This is a genomic window from Acinetobacter sp. CIP-A165, from assembly GCF_000367985.1.
Taxonomy (GTDB): domain Bacteria; phylum Pseudomonadota; class Gammaproteobacteria; order Pseudomonadales; family Moraxellaceae; genus Acinetobacter.
The window spans coordinates 316033-336728 of record NZ_KB849201.1; the positions used below are offsets into that span (position 1 = coordinate 316033).

Here is a 20696-nt window from a genome sequence, read left to right on the forward strand (position 1 = left end):
CAATTGGTTGTGCGGTAGATTTTGTGTGTAGGCTTCTTCATTTGAAAATTATATCGCTGAAAAAGCCTTTACAGATAGGTTTGTGCAACAAAGCCCATGCGTTGATAAAAGCCTTTTAAACCCTTAGTTTCCGTATTCGGATTATAATAAAAAGCATTCATTACTGCTGGCAAGCCTAAACCACACACCACACCAGACAACAATACGCTAATAAAAGTATAACCAATTAAAATACTACTATAGGCGCTAAGTGCAGGGATATTTGCAACAGCAAGAATCAATGCTAGCGAAATACCTCCTCTCACACCACCCCAAGATAAAATCGCTAGACTCCCGTTATAACTCTTTTTACGAAACGAAGGAAACAAAGCAAATGCAGAAAAATTCGCGACGAATCTAGATAAATGTAAGATAAGGAAAGCAATAACGCCTCCAATAATCAAACCTGCATTTAAGTCTAAAATAAATAACTCCAAGCCAATTAAGGTAAAAAGGAATGAGTTAATGATCCCTTCGACGGTATGCCAAAAGTGATTCACCTCACGTATTTCGCGCTGCTCACGAATCTCATGCCATTTGTTCCCAACAATCAAACCACCAATAACACATGCAATTGGCGCCGAGGCATGAGCAAATAAAGCAACCAGATACGAACCGCTTGCAAGTAAAGCCGTGGTTAATATCAATGATTCCATTTCATGCTTGCCACGTAACAAACGCAAGATACCCAACCCAAATGCAAAACCAATGATCACAGCAACAATAATTTCATATAACAAGGTTTCAACTGTTGCGATTAATGAAAAATGTTCACCCTGTATAACATTGAGCAACGTCATAAATAAGGCAATACACATTGCATCATTAAACAACGACTCGCCTTCTAGCTTAACCATTAGATGATGTGGTGCACGAATCGAGCTCAACACCCCTTTAACACCAATGGGATCAGTTGCACCCAAGGCTGCGCCAAGGAGTAATAAAACAATAAATGGGACATGATAGCCAATCAGCCATTGAAATAAATATAATAGCCCAGCATAAAAACCAGCACAGAGTACCAATGCAATCGTGGCCAAAATACTGATTGGCTTCCAATAATTCCTTAAGTCTGAGATCTTAAATTTCAAAGCGGATGAAGTTAAGATAAAACAAATTACACCGTTAATTAAAAAATCGTAAAAGTCGATATTTCTTACAGCAGCTTCAATATTATGAATATTAATAGTAATAAACTGATTACCACTCAATAAACTTGCACCCCATTGCAATATAAAAACAAAAATTGCAGAAACGATAGGCACACCTATGGCTTGTGGGAAACCCAATATACGTTTATTAAAAATAGTCGTTGCTATGGATAATGCAAAAATCACCGTTAATGCTTGTAAAAGAATATAATTACCCATACAACCTCTTTATTGTTCTCAACTCAACACACTACATTTCATCTAAATTTTAAAAATATCATTCGCTAGACTGAAAAAAATCAATAGAAACCCTCTGTACAAATAAGAAACAAATTAAAAATATCAGCTACTTAGCCAAAGGTATTGCATTGATTAATATCACCTGATTTCAAACCTTGCTGAAACCAATGCATACGCTGCTCGCTGCTACCATGCGTAAAACTATCTGGTACGACCTGCCCTGTAGCACGTCGCTGTAAATAGTCATCACCAATCTTTTTGGCAGCATCCATCGCTTCTTCAATATCCCCTTGCTCTAGAAACTGAGTGCGTTGATGATTTTGGTGCGCCCAAATCCCTGCAAAACAATCTGCTTGCAACTCCAAACGAACTGAAAGTTGATTGCCTTGAGTTTGACTCGCTTGAGCACGTGCTTGCTGCACTTGACTCGAAATACCCAATAAATTTTGAATATGATGTCCAACCTCATGAGCAATTACGTAAGCCTGAGCGAAATCACCCGCTTGATCTTGACGAGAAAGTTCTGTTTGATTTTGCTCCCCCGAAATGCCCATTTGCTGCCGCATATCTTGAAAGAAAGAGGTATCAATATAAACCTTCTGATCAGCAGGACAGTAAAATGGCCCCATAGCCGCTTGTGCCGAACCACAACCAGAACGAACCACGCCACTAAATAAAACTAACTTGGGTGGTTTATAAGTCATTCCTATTTGCTGAAAAATAGGTGTCCAAGTATCCTCTGTATCGGCCAAAATGGTTCCAACAAAATCGCTTGCTTCTTTTTGATCAGCGGTTAAGTTTTGAGGCACACTCCCATCTTGGGTAGATTGAGCACTTGTCACTGCTTGAGTTGCCTGATAAGCCTGCTGTGGATCAACACCAAAAAACTTCCAAGCGACAAAAGCAACCACTAAACCTATAATACTAATACCACCAGCTTTTGCTCCGCCACCACCACGACGATCTTCAACATTGCTACTCACTCGACGACCTTTCCAACGCATAAACACCTCACACGCTTACAATGATGACGATCTCTTTCTAAGCAGATGCTTTTGACCATACTTTTTGAATAAGACCCACGACAATCAATACAATCACACCAGCAACTAAACCGACCCCAAAATTGATCAATGTCGGTGTTACAGCACCAATGATTGAGCCGACACTAGGAATAAGTTCTAAATGATCTACTGTTTCTTCAGTCAAATGATGTAGCAATGGAATCGTATGTGTGATGATGCCGCCACCGACTAAAAACATCGCAATCGTCCCAACAATAGATAACGTTTTCATTAAAACCGGGGCAAAAGCGAGTAACCCACGTCCTATTTTATTTTTAAATTCAGAAACTTGTTGGGTTAAATACAAACCTAAATCATCAATTTTTACAATCATCGCGACGAAACCATAGACCCCAATGGTCATGGCAATTGCAATAACACTTAATACTGACACTTTAGTCATAAATGCTGCTGTTGCAACGGTACCTAACGAAATCACCACAATTTCAGCAGATAAAATAAAGTCTGTACGAATTGCGCCCTTTACTTTTTCTTTTTCAAACTTCTCTAAATCAACCTCTACTTCTTGTAGGCTTTCATTTGCCTCCTCAGCTGTTTTTGCTTTTTTATGGTGGAATGTGTGGACTACCTTTTCCACGCCCTCATAACAAAGAAATAAGCCACCAATCATTAATAATGGGTTAATTAACCATGGGGCAAAAACACTAATCAACAGCGCTAATGGGACTAAAATTAATTTATTTACAAACGACCCTTTTGCAACACTCCAAACAACGGGTAATTCGCGATCAGAACGGACACCACTCACTTGTTGTGCATTGAGCGCTAAATCATCTCCCAACACACCTGCCGTTTTTTTTGCAGCCATTTTGCTCATGACCGCCACATCATCTAATACCGTTGCAATATCATCGAGTAATAACAATAGACCACTGGCCATTTTATTTCCTAATTTGTAGTTATTTTTACTATTTTAGAATCACTCAATAAATTCACAACATTAATTTAATAAAAATTTGAAGCAATCGCTGACGAAAAAAAATTATTTACCGTACAATAATCCCAATCTTATATTGATCAAATCACTGAATCTTGGAACATATCATGAGTAATGCTGATAATCGCCCAATCATTTTGACAGGCGACCGCCCTACTGGACAACTTCATCTCGGACACTTCGTCGGTTCATTACGTTCACGTGTAGGTTTACAAGATAGTCATCATCAACACCTTTTATTGGCGGATGCCCAAGCACTCACGGATAATGCTGATAATCCAGAAAAAGTACGCAATAACATTTTGCAAGTTGCGTTAGATTATTTAGCGGTCGGTATTGACCCAAGTAAAACCACCATTTGTGTACAGTCTTGTTTGCCTGCGCTCAATGAACTCACGATGATTTATCTCAACTACGTTACCGTAGCGCGTTTAGAGCGAAATCCAACCGTGAAAGCAGAGATTCAGCTTCGTAACTTTGAACGCGATATTCCAGCGGGTTTCTTGTGTTATCCAATCGCTCAAGCAGCAGATATTACTGCATTTAAAGCAACGGTTGTCCCTGTTGGTGAAGACCAACTACCAATGATTGAGCAAACCAACGAAGTTGTTCGTCGTGTCAACCGCCAAATTGGTCATGATCTATTGCCTGAATGCAAAGCATTATTATCAAATATGGCACGTTTACCTGGTTTCGATGGTAAAGCCAAAATGTCGAAGTCTTTGGGCAACACTATCGTGTTAAATGCTTCAGATAAAGACATCAAAAAAGCTGTGAACGCGATGTATACCGATCCAAATCACTTGCGAATTGAAGATCCAGGTCAAGTGGAAGGTAACATTGTATTTACTTACCTCGATGCTTTTGATCCGAACAAAGCAGAAGTAGAAGAGTTAAAAGCACATTATCGTCGTGGTGGTTTAGGTGATGGTGCGGTGAAAAAACGCCTAGAAGCTATTTTACAAGAGCTGGTCGCCCCAATCCGTGATCGTCGTGCAGAGCTAGAGAAAGATCCTGATTACATCATGGATATTCTCAAACAAGGTACTGAAAAATGCCGAGATATTACGCAGCAAACGCTGGATGAAGTAAAAGCAGGATTAGGATTATTCAAATTCTAATTTAGTTTATTTTTCACAAAAAAAGTCCACAAAATGGGCTTTTTTTGTATAAACACTTGATTTAAGTCTAATTTAAGAACTTTTCTTTAAAATCAAAAACTAACACTTTTTGTCACTTATTAACATCTATTAACAGTAGGTAACACGAATACCCATGAATCTGGTCAGGTTTTTAAATATTATAGCGAAGTAGGTTAGCAAACACTAATCTCATGACATTTCTCCTTTTCAACCGAAACTGTTTTAAACAGATTCGTTGTTCAACGCAGTGATCACCCCAATCATTGCGTTTTTTTTCGCCTGCAACAACGCGTAATTTAAGTTGAATTTAAAGTCACTTACATTTATCCTTATAACTGTTTTATTTTTATAAAAATTTATTAATTCTTTGAAAAAAAGAAATAAGAGTAATGCGAATGATTTTAGAACTCCTCACCCACCCATCCAATTTTATTTTTAGCATTGCATTATTGCTCTGTTTATTTATTGGTGTTCTTGAAATCATTTTATTATTACTGGGTGGCAGCTCTAGTTTCTTTGAACAATTTCTACCAGATAGCCTAACTGAAATCAATAATGCCGATGTCTCGATTGAACATTCAAATAGGCTTTGTTGCACAAAGATTTGAAATGCAAAGCGCCCCTAATTGAGCCAAATTTAAGGCGTAACTTGGGTAAGTGGGCGACCTAATTCCGTAAATCTGTTAAGGACTGCTACACGTGCATGGATCTCATTCACTTGGCTATCAAAACTCCTTGCACTGAGTTTATCTCCTAATAATTTGATGCAATGCATCTTAGTTTCAACCAAACTTCGCCGATGATAGCCTGACCATTTTTTCCATAGTGTCCTGCCTAAACGTTTAATTGCTCGAAGTAATTCATTTCGCTCTAGCGAGCTACTCTTTGTATCTTTCCATGGTTTCGCATTTTTTCTAGGTGGAATCACCGCATGCGCTTGCCGATCTGCAATGACCTGACGGCATTGCTTGGTGTCATAAGCTCCATCGGTATAAACAGAGTTAATCTGCTCATCTTGTGGAATCTGATTAAGTAAATCACCAAGCACCTGTGAATCACTGACATTATTGGTTGTAAGCTGAACTGCTCGTATTTGTAGGGTTTTAGCATCTATACCAATATGAAGTTTACGCCATTGGCGACGATATTCAGGTCTATGTTTCTTGCGTTTCCATTCGCCCTCACCTAGAAACTTCATGCCTGTAGAGTCCATGAGTAGATGCAGCCCATCGCTACTTTTTTGGTAGCTGATTACAATATCAATATGCTTTTGTCTTCTACAAAGCGTACTGTAATCTGGTGCGGTCCAATTTAATCCGCAAAGTTTAATCAGACTTTGCACAAAGCCAGTGACCATACGTAAAGATAGACGGAATAAGGATTTAATCATTAAGCAGCATTGGATGGCTGCGTCGGAGTAGGTTTGATTTCGCCCTTGTTTGCCTTTTGATGGAGCATACCATTGCGTAGCAGGATCAAACCAAAGGGCAATATTTCCGCGATTAATGAGTGCTCGGTTATATGCGGGCCAATTGGTTGTGCGGTAGATTTTGTGTGTAGGCTTCTTCATTTGAAAATTATATCGCTGAAAAAGCCTTTACAGATAGGTTTGTGCAACAAAGCCATTCAAATAACGTATTTACTCAACTTCTAGAATGGTTATATCTGGGTAAAGTTCCACTATTAATTTGGCTGATCATTTTTCTAACGGCTTATGGGTTAACTGGCTTAATTATTCAGAATATTTTTTTCCTTTTGACTGAGCATTATTTTTCAGCTTGGTTGATTGCACCAGCATGTCTGTTTCTTTGTATGCCTATTGTGCGCTATAGCGCTGCTTTCGTTGCAAAAATTATCCCAAAAGATGAAACTACCGCGATTCATAGTGATGAACTGATTGGACTTACAGCACAGATTATTTTGGGTGAAGCAAAACCCAACTCCCCTGCTCAAGCAAAAGTTAAAGACCAATTTGGTCAGACACATTATGTCTTGGTTGAACCGGAACTTGATATTATATTTCATCAAGGACAAGACGTTATTTTAACGCAAAGAACCAAAATTGGCTTTCAAGCAATTGCCACTTAATTTTTTATATTATTTACATAGAGGGTATTTAAATGCTTACTTCAGCATTGACTGAAATTCTAATTATTACGGGTATTATTTTTGCTGTACTGATTTTTATTGGTGTTGTAATTGCTCGATTATATACACGTTCAAGTAAAGAAGTCTCTTTTGTACGTACAGGTTGGGGCGGTGAAAAAGTTATTTTAAATGGTGGTGCGATTGTACTACCAGTTTTACATGAAATCATTCCTGTAAATATGAATACTTTACGTTTAGAAGGGCTTTGTTGCACAAAGATTTGAAATGCAAAGCGCCCCTAATTGAGCCAAATTTAAGGCGTAACTTGGGTAAGTGGGCGACCTAATTCCGTAAATCTGTTAAGGACTGCTACACGTGCATGGATCTCATTCACTTGGCTATCAAAACTCCTTGCACTGAGTTTATCTCCTAATAATTTGATGCAATGCATCTTAGTTTCAACCAAACTTCGCCGATGATAGCCTGACCATTTTTTCCATAGTGTCCTGCCTAAACGTTTAATTGCTCGAAGTAATTCATTTCGCTCTAGCGAGCTACTCTTTGTATCTTTCCATGGTTTCGCATTTTTTCTAGGTGGAATCACCGCATGCGCTTGCCGATCTGCAATGACCTGACGGCATTGCTTGGTGTCATAAGCTCCATCGGTATAAACAGAGTTAATCTGCTCATCTTGTGGAATCTGATTAAGTAAATCACCAAGCACCTGTGAATCACTGACATTATTGGTTGTAAGCTGAACTGCTCGTATTTGTAGGGTTTTAGCATCTATACCAATATGAAGTTTACGCCATTGGCGACGATATTCAGGTCTATGTTTCTTGCGTTTCCATTCGCCCTCACCTAGAAACTTCATGCCTGTAGAGTCCATGAGTAGATGCAGCCCATCGCTACTTTTTTGGTAGCTGATTACAATATCAATATGCTTTTGTCTTCTACAAAGCGTACTGTAATCTGGTGCGGTCCAATTTAATCCGCAAAGTTTAATCAGACTTTGCACAAAGCCAGTGACCATACGTAAAGATAGACGGAATAAGGATTTAATCATTAAGCAGCATTGGATGGCTGCGTCGGAGTAGGTTTGATTTCGCCCTTGTTTGCCTTTTGATGGAGCATACCATTGCGTAGCAGGATCAAACCAAAGGGCAATATTTCCGCGATTAATGAGTGCTCGGTTATATGCGGGCCAATTGGTTGTGCGGTAGATTTTGTGTGTAGGCTTCTTCATTTGAAAATTATATCGCTGAAAAAGCCTTTACAGATAGGTTTGTGCAACAAAGCCGTTTAGAAGTGAAACGTGCTGCCGACCAAGCTTTAATTACCCGTGATCGTATGCGTGTCGATGTTATGGCTGAGTTTTATGTTCGCGTTAAACCAACGGCTGAATCAATTGCAACGGCTGCTCAGACGCTGGGTAGAAAGACCATGTCCCCACCTGAACTAAAAGATTTAGTTGAAGGTAAGTTTGTAGACTCTTTACGTGCAGTTGCCGCAGAAATGGCAATGGAAGAGCTACATGAAAAACGCGTCGACTTCGTGCAAAAAGTTCAGCAAGTGGTATCAGAAGATTTATCAAAGAATGGTTTAGAGCTTGAAACAGTGTCATTAACAGGCTTGGATCAAACCAGCTTTAAATTCTTTAATCCACAAAATGCGTTCGATGCTGAAGGTTTAACCAAGCTGACAGAAACCATTGAGGATCGTCGTAAAAAACGTAACGATATCGAACAAGATACTGATCTTGCCATTCGCAGTAAAGATTTAGAAGCTGAACGTAAACGTCTTGAAATTTCACGTGAAGAAGAATACGCAAAACTACAACAAGAGCGAGAAATTTCAATTCGAAAAGCTGAACAATCGGCTGAAATTGCGTCTCAAGAAGCTGGCAAAAAACGTGAAGCAGAAGAAGCACGTATTGCTGCTGAGCGTGAAGTTGAATTGAAGCGTATTGCTGCGGCACGTGATGTTGAAAATGAAAATATTCAAAAAGCACAGCTCATTCAAAAAGCAGAAGTTGAACAAAAGAAAACCATTGAACTTGCAGAGCAAGATCGCGCCATTGCCATTGCTGAAAAGTCACGTGCTGAATCTGAAGCAAAAGCGCAAGCAGATAAAGCACGTGCTGAAGCAGTAAAAGCAGAAGAAGAAGTCATCACCGTACGTGAAACACAACGCGCAGAGCGTCAGAAAGCCGTTGAATTGGTTGCAGCAAAACAATCTGCTGAGAAAGATGCGATTGCGATTACTGTTGCAGCTGATGCAGGTAAAAAGGCTGCTGCTGATGAAGCTGAGGCAGTTCGTATTGGTGCTGAAGCCGAAGCTGAAAAAGTTCGCTTAAAAGCAAAAGGTGAAGCGGATGCAAAAATATTGCTTGCTCAAGCCTTGGAAAAACAATACCAAGTTGATGCTGAAGGTACACGTGCGGTCAATGAAGCAGCCAACGTACTCTCTGCTGAACAGGTAGAAATGCAAGTACGCTTAGCACTTCTTAAACATTTACCAGATATTATCCGTGAAAGTGTTAAACCAATGGAAAATATTGATGACATCAAAATTTTACAGGTCAATGGTTTGAGTGGCTTTGCTGGTGGAAGCGGCGGATCTGGCGAAGCAGTTGAAAATAGCCAAACTTCTTTATCTGATCAGGTCGTTAATAGCGCCCTACGCTATCGCTCACAAGCGCCTCTCATCGATAGTTTGATGAGTGAACTTGGCTTACAAGGCGGTGATATTAATGGTTTGACTCAGAACTTAAAGCCAAAATCTGAATAAATTATTTATTCACTCCAATAAAAAACCCCAATAAAAAATATTGGGGTTTTTTTTCAGATTAAAATCTAACGAATTACGCTAAACCTTTCTCTTTTAAAACTTGCATCATCGTTGAACCAAGCTCAGCTGGGCTACGAGTGTAAGCCATTCCCGCACGTTCAAATGCAGCGAATTTCTCTTCAGCAGTACCTTGACCACCAGAAATGATTGCGCCAGCGTGACCCATACGCTTACCTTTAGGTGCAGTTACACCAGCGATATAGCCAACTACAGGCTTAGTCACGTTAGATTTGATGAACTCAGCTGCTTCTTCTTCTGCTGTACCACCGATCTCACCGATCATGATGATTGCATCAGTATCTGGATCGTCTTGGAACAATTGAAGTGCTTCGATTTGGTTCATACCTGGGATTGGGTCACCACCAATACCGATACAAGTAGACTGACCTAAACCAAGCTTAGTTGTTTGAGCAACTGCTTCATAAGTCAATGTACCTGAACGTGAGATGATACCAATACGACCTGGTTGATGAATGTGACCTGGCATAATACCAATCTTACATTCACCTGGAGTGATCACGCCTGGGCAGTTAGGACCAACTAAACGCGTACCGTTACCGTTAGTTTCTAAGTAGCGTTTTGCTTTAAGCATGTCGATTGTTGGAACACCTTCAGTGATCACAACAATCAAACTAACGCCAGAATCAACTGCTTCAATGATTGAGTCTAAAACAAATGGAGCTGGTACATAGATCACAGTTGCATCAGCATGTGTTTCACGTACAGCTTCTTTCATTGTGTTAAATACAGGTAAGTCAAGGTGAGTTGAACCACCTTTCCCCGGAGTCACACCACCAACAACTTTTGTACCGTAGTCTAAAGCTTGTGCAGAGTGGAAAGTACCGTTTTTACCAGTAAAACCTTGTACCAATACTTTAGTGTCTTTATTAATTAATACGCTCATGATTGATACTCCTTACGCTTTAACTGCAGCTACAACTTTTTCTGCGGCATCAGATAAACCGTTCGCAGAAATTAATTTCAAACCAGATTCATCAAGTAATTTAGCACCTAACTCAGCGTTGTTACCTTCTAAACGAACAACAACTGGTACAGTTACATTTACTTCTTGAACCGCTGCAATAATTGCTTCAGCAATCATGTCACAACGTACGATACCACCGAAGATGTTGATTAAAACACCTTGTACAGACGTATCAGCAAGGATGATTTTGAACGCTTCGATTACGCGCTCTTTAGTTGCACCGCCACCAACGTCAAGGAAGTTTGCAGGCTGGCCACCATAAAGCTTGATGATGTCCATTGTAGCCATTGCAAGACCAGCACCATTCACCATACAACCGATGTTACCTTCTAAAGCAACATAGTTAAGATCAAATTCAGATGCTTTTAACTCACGCTCATTCTCTTGAGATTTGTCACGTAAAGCAGCAACTTTAGGTAAACGGTAAAGCGCGTTAGAATCGATACCTACTTTCGCATCAACACATAAAATATCGCCATTTTCACGAACTGAAAGTGGGTTAATTTCAAATAATGCAAAATCATTTTCTACAAATGCTTGGTAAGCAGCAGCCATAATTTTTACAAATTGGCTAATTTGCTTGTCTTTCAAACCTAAAGCAAACGCAACTTCACGTGCTTGGAATGGTTGTAAGCCAACGAGTGGATCAACTTCAACTTTGATAATTTTTTCAGGCGTTTCTTCTGCAACTTTCTCGATTTCTACACCACCTTCGGTAGAAGCCATGAAAGTAATACGACGGCTAGAACGGTCTACAACCGCGCCCAAGTAAAGCTCACGCTCAACTGGATAAACGTCTTCAGCAATGATAATGCTGTTAACAGGTTGACCATTTGCATCTGTTTGATACGTTACTAAACGAGTACCAATGATGTTGTTAGCGAATTCAATAACATCTTCTTTAGATTTTGCAACTTTAACACCACCAGCCTTACCACGGCCACCAGCATGAACTTGCGCTTTCATTACTGCGAATTTACCACCAAGCTGTTCAAATGCAGCAACTGCTTCGTCTGCATTGGTTGCCAAGATACCTTCTTGTACTGGCATACCATATTCTTTCAATAACGCTTTAGCTTGATACTCATGTAAGTTCATTTAGTTACCTACTATGTTGTTTGTGTGATACAGCCTAGATATACTTAAAACTAGACTGCTACATATTGAGTAAATGATCACCGTATAAAAGCGATCATCATCATTCAAAAAAAGTGTGGCGAACCACACTTTTAATTTATTTACGCTTACGTTGAATCGCGTGGATTGCACGACCATCAACAGCAAGCGCTGCTTCATGTACAACTTCAGAGAATGTTGGATGACCAAAAGTCATCAATTGTAAATCTTCAACTGAAGATACAAATTCAAGTGCGATCATACCTTGATGTACGATATCAGATGCATTTGGACCAACAACGTGCATACCTAACAGGCGATCTGTTTTGGCATCAGCAACGAATTTAACAAAACCAGCAGTATCACCAGCAGCCAATGCACGACCATTCACCGCAAACGGGAACTGACCTGCTTTAACTTCATGACCTTTATCGACGGCTTGTTCTTCAGTTAGACCAACCCAAGCTGCTTCTGGATGCGTGTAAATAACACTGATGATCGTGTCATAGTTCACTTGAGCAGCATGACCGTGAATACGCTCAACAGCCATTACGCCCTCTTCCATTGCTTTATGTGCAAGCATTGGACCACGAACTAAATCACCAATTGCATAAACGCCTTCAACAGAGGTTAAGCACTGATCATTGACATCAACCAAACCACGTTCAGTCAATTTAATACCAGAGTCTTCTGCCAATAGACCTTCTGCATACGCTTTACGGCCTACACAAACGATGAGCTTGTCAAACACTTGCTCTTTGTCTTCGCCAGCTTGGTTATACTTAACGGTTACTTCGCGACCGTTAATTTCTGTGCCAGATACTTTTGCACCGATACGGATATCTAAATCTTGTTTCTTCAAGATTTTTTGATATTCCTTCGCCAATGCTTTGTCCGCCATCGGCAAGAAAGTATCCATTGCTTCAAATACAACAACTTCTGCACCCAAGCGACGCCATACAGAACCAAGTTCTAAACCGATCACACCAGCACCAATCACACCCAGACGCTTTGGAACTTCTGGGAATTTTAATGCGCCAGTCGAGTCAACGATTAAGTCTTCATCAACAGGTGCTACAGGAATATTTACTGGCACAGAACCCGTCGCGAGAATCACGTACTTAGGCTCTAAAACCTGTACATCACCCTCGAAAGGCGTAAATTCTACTTTTTTACCAGCAAGTAATTTACCCGTACCTTGTAACCACTCGATACCATTACCTTTCAGTAATTGAGCAACACCACCTGTCAATTGTTCTACAACTTTGTCTTTACGAGCAAGCAAAGTATCTAAATCAAATTTAACTTCACCTGTGCTAATACCGTGTTCAGCAAGTTCATGAATCGTTGCTTCATAAAGGTGAGAAGAATCAAGTAATGCTTTAGAAGGGATACAACCCACGTTTAAACACGTACCACCTAGAGATGGCTTACCGTTGTGAATACGTTTTTCGATACAAGCAACTTTAAAACCCAGTTGTGCAGCACGAATCGCTGCTTCGTAACCACCAGGTCCACCGCCAATAACAACAAGATCAAACTGTTGAGACATTTTTATCTCCATTTTTATCTCCCCCTAACCTTTTTTTGAAAAAGAATTTTCACAAATCTTAATACGTTTATGACTCGTGAAAGTCCCCCTTTTTATAAAGGGGGATTTAGGGGGATTTTTAAGTAATAAGTTATAGGTCAAGAATGAGTTTAGCTGGCTCTTCTAACAACTCTTTGATTGTTACCAAGAAACCTACAGCTTCTTTACCATCGATTAAACGGTGGTCATAAGAAAGTGCTAAATACATCATTGGTAAGATTTCAACTTGACCATTTACCGCCATTGGACGCTCTTGGATCTTATGCATACCCAAAATAGCTGTTTGCGGCGTATTCAAAATTGGCGTTGAAAGCAATGAACCGAAAGTACCACCATTGGTGATCGTGAACGTACCACCAGTCATGTCTTCGATACCTAATTTACCGTCACGTGCTTTATAAGCGTAGTCACGGATACCGTTTTCAACTTCTGCATAGTTCATACGGTCAGTATCACGAAGTACAGGAACAACTAAGCCACGTTCACTCGATACAGCAACACCGATGTCATAGAAACCGTGATAAACGATATCATCGCCATCAATAGAACCATTCACCGCTGGGTAGCGTTTTAGTGCTTCAGTCGCCGCTTTAACAAAGAAAGACATAAAGCCTAAACGCGCACCATGGCGCTTCTCGAAAGCATCTTTATATTGCTTACGCATTTCCATGATTGGCTTCATGTTAACTTCGTTGAATGTCGTTAACATTGCAGTTTGTTGTGTCGCAGCCAATAAACGCTCAGCAACACGCTTACGTAAACGCGTCATTGGAACACGTTTTTCGATACGCTCGCCTACAGCAACGCTTAATGGTTGAACTGATGCAGCAGGTTTAGCTTGATGACCAGCAACATCTTCTTTAGTGATGCGACCACCACGGCCTGTACCTTGTACGTCAGCAGCATTGATACCTGTTTCAGATAATGCTTTACGAACCGCAGGCGCTTGGTTTTGATCAACTGCTTGAGTTGATGCAGCCGCTGGCGCAGATGCAGCAGGAGCTTCAGCCGCTGGTGCAGCAGCTTCAGGAGCAGCCGCAGAAACAGCACCAGCTTCAAACTGTGCAATCACTTCGTCAGAAAGTACTGTTTCGCCTTCGTCTTTGATGATTGCAACCAAACTACCGTCAGCTGGAGCAACCACTTCTAAAACAACTTTATCGGTTTCAATGTCACAGATCACTTCATCACGTGATACAGGTTCACCTACTTTCTTGTGCCAAGTTGCGATCGTACCGTCAGCAACTGACTCTGGGAATACCGGTGCTTTAATTTCGGTTGCCATTATTGAGAATCTCCTGATTGTTCAGCTTCAATTGCAAGTGCGTCATTGACGAGCTGAGCTTGTTGTTTTGCATGCAAGTACGGTGAGCCACAGGCAGGTGCGGCAGATGCTTCACGACCAGCATAGCTAATACGAATTTGTTTACCAGATTTAAGCATGTCTTCATATAAACGAGGAACGATGAACAACCAAGCGCCTTGGTTCTTCGGTTCTTCTTGTGCCCAAACAAGATCTTCAATGTTTGGATATGTAGCCATGACTTCAGCTAAGCGCTGCTCTGGGTAAGGATACAATTGTTCAATACGAACGATCGCAGTATTGTTTAAACCAAGCTCACGACGTTTTTCGAGTAAATCGTAATAAACCTTACCACCACAAAGCACTAAGCGAGTCACTTCAGCTTTGTTGATTTGATCCACTTCATCGATCACAGTTTGGAATGCACCATTTGCTAATTCATCTAAAGTTGAAGTCGCAAGTTTGTGACGTAATAAAGATTTCGGTGACATCACGATCAAAGGCTTACGAATAGGACGAACCGCTTGACGACGTAACGCATGGAAGATTTGCGCTGGAGTCGTTGGTGTCATCACCTGCATATTTTCTTCAGCACATAGCTGTAAGAAACGCTCTAAACGTGCAGATGAATGCTCAGGGCCTTGACCTTCATAACCATGAGGTAACAACATGGTAAGACCGCATACACGTTCCCATTTGGTCTCACCCGAAGCGATAAATTGGTCAATCACCACTTGTGCACAGTTAACGAAATCACCAAATTGTGCTTCCCAAACGATCAAACTCTTTGGCAAAGTAGTTGAATAACCATATTCAAATGCAAGTACAGCTTCTTCAGACAATAAAGAATCATATACCGCTGTACGAGGCTGATTTTCTTTAATGTGACAAAGAGGAATATATACAGAACCATCAACTTGGTTGTGTAATTTTGCATGACGATGAGAGAACGTTCCACGACCGACATCTTCACCTGTAATACGCACAAGGAAACCGTCATCCAAAAGTGTTGCATAAGCTAAAGTTTCAGCAGCACCCCAGTTGAGTGGCATTTCACCAGCTTGCATTTTCACACGGTCATCAATCACTTTTTGCACTTGGCGTTGCAACACAAAACCTTCAGGTAATGTATTCATCTTTTTACCAAGTTCTTTCAAACGATCGATATCAAAAGTTGTATCCCAAACATCTGTATATTCGTGACCTAGATACGGTGTCCAATCGACAAACATATGTTTATTTGGTTCACGTACTAATGCATTGGCAACGTGATTACCAGCCTCTAAATCAGCGCGATAATCCTCTACCATTTGATCAGCAGTCGAACGATCAAGCACTTTCTCTTGTACCAATTGATCTGCGTATAAAGTACGAGTTGTCGCTTTTTTATTGATGACTTGATACATCAATGGTTGAGTACCAGATGGCTCATCCGCTTCGTTATGACCACGACGACGGTAGCAGAACAAGTCCAAAATCACGTCTTTACGGAATTCATGACGGAAATCATGTGCAATTTGCGTCGCAAAAATAACAGCTTCAGGATCATCACCATTGACATGGAAAATAGGCGCCTGAATCATTTTTGCTACATCAGTACAGTATTCTGTAGAACGTGTGTCACGTGGGTCTGAAGTGGTAAAACCGACTTGGTTATTGACCACGATATGAACCGTACCACCAACCGTATAGCCACGCGTTTGTGACATTTGGAAGGTTTCCATGTTCACACCTTGACCTGCAAATGCAGCATCACCGTGAACAATCAATGGAAGTACGTCATCACCGCCGATATCTTTACGACGAACTTGACGTGCACGTACAGATCCTTCAACCACTGGACCAACGATTTCTAAATGGGATGGGTTAAATGCTAAAGCTAGGTGAACTTCGCCACCTGGGGTCATAACATTTGATGAGAAACCTTGATGATACTTCACATCACCAGAGCCTTTCTTATGAATGCTTTTACCTTCAAACTCACCAAAAAGGTCAGCTGGGTTTTTACCCATAATATTGACAAGCAAGTTGAGACGACCACGGTGTGGCATACCAATTACAACTTCTTTACAACCAACTGCACCTGCACGTTGAATCAGCTCGTTGACCATTGGAATAAAAGACTCACCGCCTTCCACACCAAAACGCTTTGCGCCAACGAATTTGTTGCCAAGGTATTTTTCCAAGCCTTCAGCTGCCGTTAAGCGCTCAAGTACAGCTTTTTTCTGCTCTGCATTTAACTGGAATTTACCGCGAACACTTTCCAAACGTTGTTGAATCCAACGTTTTTCTTTGGTGTCAACAATATGCATATACTCTGCACCAATTGAACCGCAGTAAGTTGCTTCCATTGCCTCAATCATTTCTGACAATGTTGCTTCTGCTTTTCCAATTGCAAGATTACCTGTATTAAATACAGTATCTAGATCAGATTTAGTTAAATTATGTTCAGATAAATCAAGGTCAGGAACTTCTTCGCGTTTCGCAAGACCTAATGGATCAAGTTTAGCTTTTTGATGACCACGGTTACGGTACGCAGCGATGAGTTGTAAAACACCAATTTGACGACGCTCGTGCTCTGTACTAACAGTACTTTGTACCATAGGTTGCACACGATTGGCATTACGTCCTAATAAAAGGAACTGTTCACGCACATTACCGTGTGGCTGATCACCTTTAGGATATTTATCAAAATATTCACGCCAATCCTCAGAGACTAAGGTTGGAGATGATAGGTACAGCTCGTAAAGATCTTCAATATACGCTGCACTATCAGCAGAAAGTTCAGTGTCAAGACGCAGCGCGTCAGCAACTTCTTGCATTTTTGGACCCATTTCCTATTGCAAAAAATATTACGGGTTGCCTTTTAAGCGCACCCATGATTCATAATGTCAAATTGGTAACAAGACACTACAGCCCAAGATCTTACGACCTTGAGACATCATTACTACACATCCGGAATATTTCCTTTGATGTAATAAATGAGCTATGCACTTTCAATTCAAAGCACATAACTCATTCTTATACTCGATGAAATCGAGCAATTTTTTGCAAATCATTTTAGAAAAATTAAATCAAACTTTAACTTTTCTAAAATGACTTCCCCAGTAAAAAAAGCCAAAATAAAAGCTTGAGATATCAGCCGAAGACACCTCTAAGAATAAACTTATTTTTTGCTTTTAGCTGTGACAGAAATGCTAACATGTTATCAAGCGGGGATTGATTTTTTTGACACATACCATCCATAAAGCAGCGAAATACATACATCAAATTATGCTCTAATATACCGCCCTTTTTATAAAAGTTGCGCTTTTATCGACCAAAGTTTAACAAACGCTACAATTCTTGCACAAACATCACGCACAGTGTTTAAAAATAAGCCACTCCATCACATATCCATTTTTATTATTAAGCTTAACAGTATGACTTATATGTCTAATTAACACACTCAGGGACTTATTCACCTGCAATTTTTAGAAGTAAAACTTCAATAAATAAAAAACGGAAGCTCCTTTCGAAACTTCCGTTTTTGCGTTAGAAAACGAAATTAACCCGCTTGATCTAACAACATATTACGAATGTGACCAATTGCCTTCGTCGGGTTTAGCCCTTTAGGACATACAGATACACAGTTCATGATGCCCTTACAACGGAACAAGCTAAATGGATCATCTAAACGAGCCAAACGTTCTTGTGTCGCTGTATCACGAGAGTCAATGATAAAACGATATGCATTTAACAAAGCTGATGGTCCAAGGAACTTGTCAGGGTTCCACCAGAATGATGGGCATGCTGTTGAACAACATGCACAAAGAATACATTCATACAAACCATCTAAATGTTCACGCTCTGACTGAGACTGTAAACGCTCTTTAGCTGGCGCAGGTTGATCATTGATCAAGAATGGGTGAATCTTGTTATATTGGTCATAGAATTGGTTCATATCTACGACCAAGTCTTTTACGACTGGCAAACCAGGTAAAGGACGAATCACAATCTTCTCTGGTAAGTCGTTCAGGTTCCACAAACAAGCCAAACCATTTTTACCATTGATGTTCACACCATCCGAACCACAAATACCTTCACGGCATGAACGGCGGAATGTTAATGTCTCATCCTGCACTTTCAACGCAAGTAACGCATCAAGCAACATACGGTGCTTATCGGTTAACTCAAGTTTATAAGTTTGCATGTACGGCGCTTTATCCTTATCAGGATCATAGCGGTAGATTTCGAATGTACGAGTGCCTCTACTCATCTTTGTTCTCCCAATTAGAATGTACGTGGCTTAGGTTCAATTGCTTCAACCGTCAATGGCTGGAAACGTACTGGCTTATATTCAAGACGATTGTCTGCTGAATACCATAACGTATGTTTCATCCACTCATCATCACGACGACCATAAGAATAAGTCGGGTGATCAGGTGCTAATTCATAATCAACAACGGTATGCGCACCACGACACTCTTTACGAGCAGCAGCAGAAATCAAGGTTGCTTTTGCAACTTCATATAAATTTTCAACTTCTAATGCTTCAACACGCGCTGTGTTAAACACTTTAGATTTGTCTTTTAAATGAATGTTACGCACACGTGATTCAATCGCAAGAATTTCTTTCACGCCTTTGTCAAGCAACGCTTGAGTACGGAATACACCAGCATGGTCTTGTACGATGTCACGAATAACATCTGCAACTTCTTGTGCATTTTCACCCGTAGCAGATTCATCCAATTTACGCACACGCACCAATGTATTTTCCAATACATCTGTTGGAAGTGGAGCATAGTCATCGCCATGATGTTTAGTCACATAGTCAATGATATGTTCACCCGCTGCTTTACCAAACACAACAAGATCAAGCAATGAGTTCGTACCTAAACGGTTTGCACCATGTACAGACACACAAGAACATTCGCCAATTGCGTAAAAGCCTTTAACAGGTTTTACATAATCACGCGTACCTTTATAGGTATATTCTTTCGAATCTTTATCATAATGTGCAGAAAACTCACCTTCTTCCACGCCATGCGGTACAACCACTTGACCATGAATATTGGTAGGAATACCACCCATTTGATAATGGATTGTTGGCACAACAGGAATTGGCTCTTTAGTACAGTCAACGTTTGCAAACTTCTTACCAATCTCAAATACAGATGGTAGACGCTTCATAATCGTCTCAGCACCCAAATGCGTCATATCCAATAAGATATAATCCGCTTTAGGACCACAGCCACGACCTTCTTTAATTTCTTGGTCCATAGAACGTGATACGAAGTCACGTGGTGCCAAGTCTTTTAAAGTCGGAGCATAACGTTCCATAAATGGTTCGCCGTCTTTGTTACGAAGGATACCACCTTCACCACGACAACCTTCAGTCAACAATACGCCCGCGCCCGCAACACCTGTTGGGTGGAACTGCCAGAATTCCATATCTTGTAATGGAATACCTGCACGCGCCGCCATACCAAGACCGTCACCAGTATTGATATAGGCATTGGTAGATGCGCGGTAAACACGACCTGCACCACCAGTAGCAAATAATGTTGCTTTGGCTTGGAACACAGCAATATTACCTGTTTCTTGGTCAATCGCTGTCACACCAAGTACGTCGCCTGCTTCGTTACGGATTAAATCTAATGCAATCCATTCAACGTAAAACTGAGTCCCCATTTTCACGTTGCTTTGATACAAAGTATGAAGCAATGCATGACCGGTACGGTCAGCAGCAGCACAAGCACGAGGAACAGCTTTTTCACCGTAATTTGCAGAGTGACCACCAAATGGACGCTGGTAGATCGTACCATCTTCATTACGGTCAAAAGGCATACCTAAGTGTTCAAGCTCATAAACAACTTTCGGTGCTTCACGCGTCATAAACTCGATTGCGTCCTGATCACCTAACCAGTCAGAACCTTTAACCGTGTCATAAAAGTGATAGTGCCAGTTATCTTCCTGCATGTTACCTAACGACGCACCAATACCACCTTGAGCAGCAACCGTATGCGAACGTGTTGGGAATACTTTGGTCAATACCGCAACTTTTAAACCAGCTTGAGCAAGTTGGTAAGCAGCACGCATACCAGAACCACCACCACCGACGATAACGGCGTCAAATGATAGGGTTTGGATGTTTGAATAATTTTCTTTAGGGGTAGTTGCCATGATC

At 40.7% G+C, this 20696-nt stretch carries 12 protein-coding genes and 5 pseudogenes; 5 read left to right on the forward strand and 12 right to left on the reverse strand.

What is annotated here, in order from left to right; all coding sequences use genetic code 11:
• Positions 1 to 95: 95 nt before the first annotated feature.
• The 3 genes and pseudogenes from F991_RS04190 to F991_RS04200 form a co-directional block, all read right to left on the reverse strand.
• Positions 96 to 1409 (reverse strand): annotated as a pseudogene (locus F991_RS04190) (cation:proton antiporter); the annotation flags it as partial.
• A gap of 131 nt (positions 1410 to 1540) precedes the next feature.
• The gene (locus tag F991_RS04195) at positions 1541 to 2434 is read right to left on the reverse strand and encodes a KPN_02809 family neutral zinc metallopeptidase (protein ID WP_004669173.1); all 894 of its coding nucleotides are present in this window, start codon (positions 2432 to 2434) and stop codon (positions 1541 to 1543) included.
• Between the two features lie 37 nt (positions 2435 to 2471).
• Positions 2472 to 3395, reverse strand: a complete 924-nt coding sequence (locus F991_RS04200; RefSeq protein WP_004669175.1) for a DUF808 domain-containing protein — start codon at positions 3393 to 3395, stop codon at positions 2472 to 2474.
• 164 nt (positions 3396 to 3559) lie between these two features.
• On the opposite strand from F991_RS04200, the gene trpS reads away from it, so the two are divergent.
• Both trpS and F991_RS04210 read left to right on the forward strand, forming a co-directional pair.
• Entirely contained in the window at positions 3560 to 4573 is a 1014-nt protein-coding gene (gene trpS, locus F991_RS04205) for a tryptophan--tRNA ligase (protein ID WP_004669177.1), read from the forward strand.
• Positions 4574 to 4989: 416 nt separating this feature from the next.
• Positions 4990 to 5184 (forward strand): annotated as a pseudogene (locus F991_RS04210) (hypothetical protein); the annotation flags it as partial.
• Positions 5185 to 5231: 47 nt separating this feature from the next.
• Here F991_RS04210 and F991_RS04215 read toward each other — a convergent pair.
• Positions 5232 to 6164 (reverse strand): IS5 family transposase, encoded by a 933-nt coding sequence (locus F991_RS04215; RefSeq protein ID WP_004669181.1) that lies wholly within the window; start codon positions 6162 to 6164, stop codon positions 5232 to 5234.
• A 59-nt stretch (positions 6165 to 6223) separates the two neighbouring features.
• Here F991_RS04215 and F991_RS04220 point away from each other — a divergent pair.
• Positions 6224 to 6682 (forward strand): annotated as a pseudogene (locus F991_RS04220) (YqiJ family protein); the annotation flags it as partial.
• A 32-nt stretch (positions 6683 to 6714) separates the two neighbouring features.
• Positions 6715 to 6942: pseudogene (locus tag F991_RS04225) on the forward strand (hypothetical protein); the annotation flags it as partial.
• Positions 6943 to 6995: 53 nt separating this feature from the next.
• On the opposite strand, the gene F991_RS04230 reads toward F991_RS04225, so the two are convergent.
• Positions 6996 to 7928, reverse strand: a complete 933-nt coding sequence (locus F991_RS04230) for an IS5 family transposase (protein ID WP_004669181.1) — start codon at positions 7926 to 7928, stop codon at positions 6996 to 6998.
• 53 nt (positions 7929 to 7981) lie between these two features.
• Here F991_RS04230 and F991_RS04235 point away from each other — a divergent pair.
• Positions 7982 to 9472 (forward strand): annotated as a pseudogene (locus F991_RS04235) (flotillin family protein); the annotation flags it as partial.
• Positions 9473 to 9545: 73 nt separating this feature from the next.
• On the opposite strand, the gene sucD reads toward F991_RS04235, so the two are convergent.
• From sucD to sdhA, 7 genes are all read right to left on the reverse strand, one after another.
• Positions 9546 to 10436 carry a succinate--CoA ligase subunit alpha gene (gene sucD, locus F991_RS04240; protein WP_004669189.1) on the reverse strand — a complete coding sequence of 297 codons (891 nt, stop codon included), beginning with the start codon at positions 10434 to 10436 and terminating at the stop codon, positions 9546 to 9548.
• Between the two features lie 12 nt (positions 10437 to 10448).
• Entirely contained in the window at positions 10449 to 11615 is a 1167-nt protein-coding gene (gene sucC, locus F991_RS04245) for an ADP-forming succinate--CoA ligase subunit beta (protein WP_004669191.1), read from the reverse strand.
• A gap of 136 nt (positions 11616 to 11751) precedes the next feature.
• Positions 11752 to 13185, reverse strand: coding sequence for a dihydrolipoyl dehydrogenase (gene lpdA, locus F991_RS04250; protein ID WP_034595395.1), 1434 nt, complete (start codon positions 13183 to 13185; stop codon positions 11752 to 11754).
• Positions 13186 to 13315: 130 nt separating this feature from the next.
• The gene (gene odhB / locus F991_RS04255; protein WP_004669195.1) at positions 13316 to 14509 is read right to left on the reverse strand and encodes a 2-oxoglutarate dehydrogenase complex dihydrolipoyllysine-residue succinyltransferase; all 1194 of its coding nucleotides are present in this window, start codon (positions 14507 to 14509) and stop codon (positions 13316 to 13318) included.
• Positions 14509 to 17349 carry a 2-oxoglutarate dehydrogenase E1 component gene (locus F991_RS04260; RefSeq protein WP_004669197.1) on the reverse strand — a complete coding sequence of 947 codons (2841 nt, stop codon included), beginning with the start codon at positions 17347 to 17349 and terminating at the stop codon, positions 14509 to 14511. The genes odhB and F991_RS04260 overlap by 1 nt, the downstream gene beginning before the upstream one ends.
• A gap of 725 nt (positions 17350 to 18074) precedes the next feature.
• Positions 18075 to 18785 carry a succinate dehydrogenase iron-sulfur subunit gene (locus F991_RS04270; protein ID WP_004669199.1) on the reverse strand — a complete coding sequence of 237 codons (711 nt, stop codon included), beginning with the start codon at positions 18783 to 18785 and terminating at the stop codon, positions 18075 to 18077.
• Between the two features lie 14 nt (positions 18786 to 18799).
• Entirely contained in the window at positions 18800 to 20695 is a 1896-nt protein-coding gene (sdhA, locus tag F991_RS04275) for a succinate dehydrogenase flavoprotein subunit (RefSeq protein WP_034595396.1), read from the reverse strand.
• Between the last annotated feature and the right edge of the window lies 1 nt (position 20696).